The 6,859-nt window shown below is 64.8% G+C and carries 6 protein-coding genes and 1 pseudogene; 3 read left to right on the forward strand and 4 right to left on the reverse strand.

All coding sequences use genetic code 11. From position 1 onward, the window contains the following. Positions 1–6 precede the first annotated feature (6 nt). Positions 7–345 carry a hypothetical protein gene (locus BST40_RS30835; protein ID WP_167381691.1) on the reverse strand — a complete coding sequence of 113 codons (339 nt, stop codon included), beginning with the start codon at positions 343–345 and terminating at the stop codon, positions 7–9. Positions 346–466: 121 nt separating this feature from the next. Between BST40_RS30835 and BST40_RS33250 the strand changes: the two genes are divergently transcribed. Both BST40_RS33250 and BST40_RS13820 read left to right on the forward strand, forming a co-directional pair. Then, on the forward strand, positions 467–1,219 hold the full coding sequence (locus BST40_RS33250) for an FAD binding domain-containing protein (protein WP_082275315.1): 753 nt from the start codon (positions 467–469) through the stop codon (positions 1,217–1,219). 729 nt (positions 1,220–1,948) lie between these two features. Then, complete coding sequence (locus BST40_RS13820; protein WP_075546048.1) at positions 1,949–3,154, forward strand: PPE family protein; 1,206 nt, start codon at positions 1,949–1,951, stop codon at positions 3,152–3,154. 26 nt (positions 3,155–3,180) lie between these two features. Here the strand turns inward: BST40_RS13820 and tpiA are convergent, their stop codons facing one another. The 3 genes from tpiA to gap are packed head-to-tail and all read right to left on the reverse strand — an operon-like array spanning position 3,181 to position 6,245. Then, entirely contained in the window at positions 3,181–3,966 is a 786-nt protein-coding gene (gene tpiA / locus BST40_RS13825; RefSeq protein ID WP_075546047.1) for a triose-phosphate isomerase, read from the reverse strand. Next, positions 3,963–5,213 (reverse strand): phosphoglycerate kinase, encoded by a 1,251-nt coding sequence (locus tag BST40_RS13830; RefSeq protein ID WP_083154511.1) that lies wholly within the window; start codon positions 5,211–5,213, stop codon positions 3,963–3,965. Before BST40_RS13830 ends, tpiA begins: the two co-directional genes overlap by 4 nt. 12 nt (positions 5,214–5,225) lie before the next feature. Continuing rightward, entirely contained in the window at positions 5,226–6,245 is a 1,020-nt protein-coding gene (gene gap, locus BST40_RS13835; RefSeq protein ID WP_075546045.1) for a type I glyceraldehyde-3-phosphate dehydrogenase, read from the reverse strand. 403 nt (positions 6,246–6,648) lie between these two features. Here gap and BST40_RS30840 point away from each other — a divergent pair. After that, positions 6,649–6,859, forward strand: a pseudogene (locus tag BST40_RS30840) (beta-xylosidase); the annotation flags it as partial.

Here is a 6,859-nt window from a genome sequence, read left to right on the forward strand (position 1 = left end):
AGCGGCTCAATAACTGGGCTTCGATCCGGCCGCGCTGCAGGCCCGCAATCTGCCCGCCACCCAGACCTGGTCCCTGACCGCGGCCACCGGGCTGGTCATCGACGGCAGCCGGTTTCTGGACAACCAGATTCGGTGTCCGGAGTGGCCGACCGTGCCGGGTTCGAATCGCGCCGGCGAGAATCGGCGGCACGCGGCCGGTTGCGTGAATGCGGCTTTGCCAACTACCTGGAAGCCAACGGCGGCCTCCAGGTCGCCGAGGCCATGCGCACCGGCGCCTTTCCCGTCGAGTGCGCCGCCCTGACGTTTTCCGGCGACGGCTGCCTGGACATTGCGGACGGGACCCAATCGAGCAGGACCATGCTGTTCCGCTTCAGCAGCTGGCTGCCGAGCGGCTCGGTATCGATCCGCGGCACATCACCGTGCGCGCGACATCACCGCCGGTGGCACCGAGGTCCGTATCGGCGCAATGGCGACCCATACCCGGGTCGCTACCGATGCCCTTGTCCGGCAAGCAATTCCAACACTGGCGCTGCCGGCTTCCCAAATCGCAGATCTGCAGGTGCGCAATCACGCCACCATCGGCGGGTCACTGGCATACAACGATCCAGTCGGCGACTACCCGGCTGGCTGCGTCGGAATGGGCGCCACGGTGAGCACCGACCGGCGGCGCATTCCGGCCGAAGAATTCTTCACCAGCGCTTTCAGCACCGCGTTGGCAGAGTCGGAAGTCATTGTCTCACTGGCCTTTCCGAAAATCCCCCAACTATTTCGGGCGGCGTTCGTGCGGCTGCCCGATCGAGCCGCGCGCCGTGCGCTGGTAGGGGTGACGGTGGCCGAGACGAAAGCACCTGGCACGGACACTGACCATTCGGGCGGTGCGGTCGTTGACCACATGACCTCGCGATCGACTATCGAAGAGCGAGTGCGGCCGCGCATGCCGCACCGAGGCAGGCCACTACCGCGACTCGGGGATCTCCGACGAGCACTCCGACACCGCCGCTCAACGCCGCGGTGGCCATCGCCCAGGCCGCCGGCTCGACCACCCAGCGCGCTTGGGCCGGCCGACCGTCGAGCTGAGCTACCCCGCCCGCTACTACGCACCGTCGCAATCGAAATGCAAAGCATGCTAGAGAATCGGCCGCTTAGAATTTCGATAACGCGCCTTCGAGTATATCGTGTGGCGCCGCATTCTGCCGGATGCATAAATTGCTCCCGATGATGTCCGGTGCATACCGCGCCGGACGTCGCGAAGTGCGATTAAAACGAACGCAATAGCAGTTCCCGCACCCGGCCTGCCATCCCTTGTCTGGTGTACAAAGTCTCTACATCCATGTTGTCACTCCGCACATCGCGCCCTGATGTCGAAAACTTGTGCAGCGCACCCGGAACCAATCACCGGTTCGACAGGGCAGGTGATTACCAAAACCGCTCGTCAACGGGAAATCGCGGGCGAATTTAAATCACCGACATAGTTATTGTTGACGATAGCTATATTCCCTGGGATTCATTGGTTCCGCCGGAGATTCGGCCGGCCTCCGAGTCGGCGTGAATGTGATCTGGGCCTGCCGGTGAAGAGCTGCACCAGAAAGGTTGGCTAATGGCGTTAGGGCTGAGTGATAAAGGTTCCACAGTGGCTAACGGCCTCCCGATATTTCAGCGCGGTCGTTGTATCCGATATTCGCCGGCCCGGCCCGAGGAAAGACCTCAATGCTGACCGTGACGTTCATGGTCCACGAAAGCTAGGAACCTTTCCTACCCGCGCAGCTTCGGCACCGCGATACTGATCGGTTTTGCCGAGAGCCGCCGCCGAATGCATTAGCCGCCGCAGTTCGAACAAATCACCCGCCAGCACCGGACACCGTAGCCCGGGCTTCATCAGGCCGGGCCCCGGTTCGCATGCACCGAACCGCGTCGCCTTAGTCGCCTCGACCAGCCAAGGAGGTAGCACATGTTCACCAATTTTGCGTTACTACCGCCAGAGGTCATCTCGACCAGGATGTATAGCGGTCCGGGATCAGGCTCGCTGCAAGCCGCGGCGGCGAGCTGGCAGCAGTTGTCTGCTGAATTGCAGACCAGCGCCCAGACGTACCGATCGGTGGTCTCGGACCTCATCGCCTGGCATTGGGTGGGCCCTTCGTCCGCTGCGATGGCGGCAGCAGCCACCTCTTACGCGGAGTGGCTGGAGGCAACAGCCATCCAGACATGGCAGACCGGCCGGCAGGCCGCGGCCGCGGCGAGCGCATTCGACGAGGCGTTTGCCATGACGGTGCCCCCGTCGATCGTCATCGCCAACCGCGAGCAGCTGCACTTGCTGATAGCGACGAATTTCTTCGGACAGAACACTTCGGCGATCGCCGCCTTGGAGCTGGCCTACGCCGAAATGTGGGTCACCAATAGCAGCGTGATGCAGGATTATGCCGTCACTTCGGCGGCCGCGACGACGCTGACGCCATTTGCTTCCCCGCAGCAATCCACCAACCCCGCCGGTCTACCGGCGCAGACCGCCGCGGTGGCTCAAGCCACGGCCGGAGCCGCCGCTGACGGCGGTAACTGGCTGGGGAATCTCTTGGAACAGATCGGGATCGCCCTGCTGCCGATCGCACCCGAGCTGACGCCGTTCTTTCTGGAGGCGGGTGAATTCATCAACGCCATTCCTTTCCCGTCCATCGTCGCGGACGACTTCACGTTCCTCGACGGCGTGATGGCGTGGTACGCAACCGTCAGCTCGATCAACAACATCAGCTCGCTGGGCACCGGTATCATCGGGGCCGAGAAGAATCTGGGCATCCTGCCCAACCTCGCGGCACCGGCAGCCGATGTTGTCCCCAGTGAGCTTGCCCCGCTGGTCAATTCGGTCAAGAACGTAGCCGACGCGGTGGCGAAGGGCGGACCAGGAATTGGCGAGGTGTCCGCAGCTTTCCGCGGCGCCGGTTCGATCGGGCAAATGTCGGTGCCGCCTACCTGGACCGCACCGGCAGTCACCACGGTGAAGACGTTCCAAGGTACGCCCCTGACTACGCTGCCAGCCGGCGACGGAGGGGCCGGGATGCCGGGGATGCCAGGGATAGCGTCTGCCGGGACGCGGCGCGGCGGGGTGGTGCCCCGGTACGGTTTGACACCTCGAGTGATGACACGCCCCCTCTCCGGAGGGTAGCGCGAGCGTCGATTGCCGTGCGGTGGCTACGGAAGCGGTCCCCCGGCGGCGATGGCCGCCAGCGTCGCGAACTGCTCCCCGTCCAGCGACGCGCCACCGACCAGCCCGCCGTCGATGTCGTCTTGGGCAACCAGGTCGGCGACGTTCTTCGCGTTCATCGAGCCGCCGTAGAGCACCCGCACCGTCTCGGCGATCTTCGCTGATGCCAGCGACGCCAATTCCTTTCGGATCGCCGCGCAGACCTCCTGGGCGTCGGCGGCGCTGGCCACCCGCCCGGTGCCGATCGCCCAGACCGGCTCATAGGCGATGACGACGGACCCGATCTGCTCAGCCGACAGCCCGGCCAGCGAACCACGTAGCTGTTCGACGTTGTATGGCACGTGGTTTCCCGCTTCCCGCACGTCGAGGTGTTCGCCGATGCAGACGATCGGCGTGAGCTCGTGCTTGAGCGCGGCGGCGGCCTTGGCGGCGACCAGGGCATCATCCTCGTTGTGATAGGTGCGCCGCTCGGAGTGTCCGACGATGACGTAGCTGCAACCCAATTTCGCCAGGAACGCCCCGCTGATGTCACCGGTGTAGGCGCCGGAGTCGTGTTGTGACAGGTCCTGGGCACCATAGGTCAACCGGAGCTTGTCGCCGTCGACCAGCGTCTGCACGCTGCGCAGATCGGTGAACGGCGGGATCACCGTGACGTCCACCTTGTCGTAATACTTGTCCGGCAACGCGAACGCGACCTTCTGCACCAGCGCGATCGCCTCGAAGTGATTGAGGTTCATCTTCCAGTTGCCGGCGATCAACGGCTTGCGGCTCACGACTGTCCGCCTCTCTTGTCTTGACCGGGCTGGACCTCACCAAGGACCTCGATACCGGGAAGTGCTTTGCCCTCAAGGTATTCCAGCGACGCGCCGCCGCCGGTGGAAATGTGCGAAAAGTCGCTTTCGGCGATGCCGAGCGCGCGCACCGCGGCCGCCGAGTCGCCGCCGCCGACCACGCTGAAAGCTCCTCTACCCGTCGCGGCGGCGATCGCCTCGGCGACGCCTCTGGTGCCCGCCGCGTAGCCGGGGAATTCGAACACGCCCATGGGCCCGTTCCAGAAAATGGTCTTGGCGTTGGACAACAGCGTGGCGAAACGTTTGACCGATCCCGGGCCGATGTCCAGGCCCATCAGCTCGTGCGGGATAGCGTCGGCGGCGACGGTTTGGGGCGGGGAATCGGCGGCGAACTTCTCGGTCACCACGATGTCGACGGGCAGCCGCAGTACGTCGTGGTAGGTGTCGAGCAGCCTGCGGCAGGTGTCGATCATCTCGCCTTCCAGCAGCGACGTGCCAACCGAATAGCCTTGCGCGGCAAGGAAAGTAAAACACATTCCGCCGCCGATAACGATGCTGTCAGCCTTGGTGGCCAGCGACTCGATCACACCGAGTTTGTCCGACACCTTCGATCCGCCCAGCACCACCGCGTAGGGCCGCTCGGAGGAGCCGGTCAGCTGCTCGAGTACCCGGATCTCCTCGGCCACCAACTCGCCGGCATAGTGCGGCAGCAACGTCGCCACGTCGTACACCGAGGCCTGCTTGCGGTGCACCACGCCGAACCCGTCGGAGACGAAAGCACCTCCCGGAGATACCAATTCGGCAAGCTGTCGAGCCAGGGCGAGGCGCTCACCGTCGTCCTTGGCGGTCTCGCGCTTGTCGAAGCGGATGTTCTCCAGCAGCAGGATGTCGCCGGCCGTCAGCCCTTCGGCGCGGGCTAGCGCGTCAGCACCGACGACATCCCCGGCCAGCTGAACGTGCCGACCCAACTGCTCACCCAGCGCCGCGGCCACCGGCGCCAGCGACAGCTTCGGGTCGGGGCCGGCCTTGGGGCGACCCAGGTGCGCGGTGACCACCACCTTGGCGCCGGCATCGAGCAGTGCCTGCAATGTCGGTACCGACGCGGTGATGCGGCCCGGGTCGGTGATGGCGCCGTCCTCATCGAGCGGAACGTTCAGGTCGGAGCGCACCAATACGCCGCGACCCGAAACGCCTTCGGCGAGAAGGTCTTCGAGGGAATGGATAGTCACGGCTGCCTGAGTTTACAGGGACTTGCCGACCAGGGCGACCAGGTCGATGAGGCGGTTGGAGTAACCCCACTCGTTGTCGTACCACGACACGACCTTGGCCTGGCCTTCGATCACCTTGGTCAACCCGGAGTCGAAGATCGAGCTGTGCGGGTCGGTGACGATGTCGCTCGAGACGATCGGGGCGTCGTAATACTTCAAAATTCCCTTGAGCCTGCCCTCGGCGGCCGCTTTGTATGCGGCGTTGATCTCTTCGGCAGTGGCAGACTTGGCCAGGTCGGCGGTCAGGTCGGTGACCGAACCGGTGGGGATCGGCACCCGCAGCGCGTAGCCGTCGAGTTTGCCCTTGAGCTCGGGCATCACCAACCCGATGGCCTTGGCGGCTCCGGTCGAGGTGGGGACGATATTGAGCGCGGCGGCGCGGGCGCGCCGCAGGTCCTTGTGCGGGCCGTCCTGCAGGTTCTGATCCTGGGTGTAGGCGTGGATGGTCGTCATCAGGCCCCTGACGATGCCGAACTCGTCGTTCAGCACTTTGGCCAGCGGTGCGAGGCAGTTCGTCGTGCACGAGGCGTTGGAGATGATGTTCTGGCTGCCGTCGTACTTGTCGTCGTTGACACCCAACACGATGGTCAGGTCCGGGTCAGTCGCGGGCGCCGAGATGACGACCTTCTTGGCACCGGCGTCGAGATGACCCTTGGCTTTGGCGGCGTTGGTGAACAGGCCGGTGGATTCGACGACCACATCGACGCCGAGGTCGCCCCACGGCAATGCGGCCGGCCCTTCGCGAACGGCCAGCGCCTTGATCTTGGTGCTGCCGACCACGATCGTGTCCTCGCCCTCGAGGCTGACGTCCTGGGGCAGCCGGCCCAGGATCGAGTCGAATTTCAGCAGGTGAGCCAGTGTATGGTTGTCGGTGATGTCGTTGACGGCCACCACCGCCATATCAGCGGTGCCCTGCTCCTGTTGAGCCAATAAGGCCCGGTAAAAGTTGCGGCCGATTCGACCAAAGCCGTTGATGCCTACCCGGACCGTCACTTGCCTCTCCCTGCCTTTCGCTGTCCACTCATGAGTCCGCTTACGAGCGCCTTGCCGCCAGCCTAGATCAGTGACGGGCGCCCCGACGCCCCGCCAGTAAGAGTGCGGGACCTCCGCGGCGCGAAAAGCCGGCGCGGGTCGAGCGCGGGTTGCGACAGAGGTGGGTGAGAGCACCGATGGTCCTGTTCGACGGCGCACGGCTGGCCCCCGCCGCCCTCCTTTGCAAGGAAAAGTGATGGCGAACGTCACCATTTGGAAACGGCGCGGTGCGGCGCGCCTCGTCTTTCCCGTCGGCTGCCGAAAATTGTGCCGGTCGGCTAGACACGAGTGCAGTAGGGCTAGCTCTGCTGCTGCACGTTTTGATTGCGGAAATGCTGGGTGCCAATAAAGAGGAGTCGGCGTGATGACGGTCTTCGATCGGTTCAACTTGAAAGTGGTTGCCTGCGCTGGCTTGTGCGGGGCCGCCATAGCGTTGAGCCCGAATGTAGCTGCCGCCCCGCTGAAGACCGGCGGCTACGGCTGCGTGCAGGGGATGGCGGGCGAGGGTGCGACGCCGGCGGCCGCTGGTGCGGCCGCGGCCGCATCCGGGGCGTGCTGCGCGCCGGGAGGACCGG

The sequence above is a fragment of the Mycobacterium persicum genome, assembly GCF_002086675.1.
Lineage (GTDB): Bacteria > Actinomycetota > Actinomycetes > Mycobacteriales > Mycobacteriaceae > Mycobacterium > Mycobacterium persicum.

Bases quoted from the DNA above. Each gene is read 5' to 3' on its own strand.
- BST40_RS33250 (WP_082275315.1), top strand. From the start codon at position 467: ATGGCGACCCATACCCGGGTCGCTACCGATGCCCTTGTCCGGCAAGCA.
- BST40_RS13820 (WP_075546048.1), top strand. From the start codon at position 1,949: ATGTTCACCAATTTTGCGTTACTACCGCCAGAGGTCATCTCGACCAGG.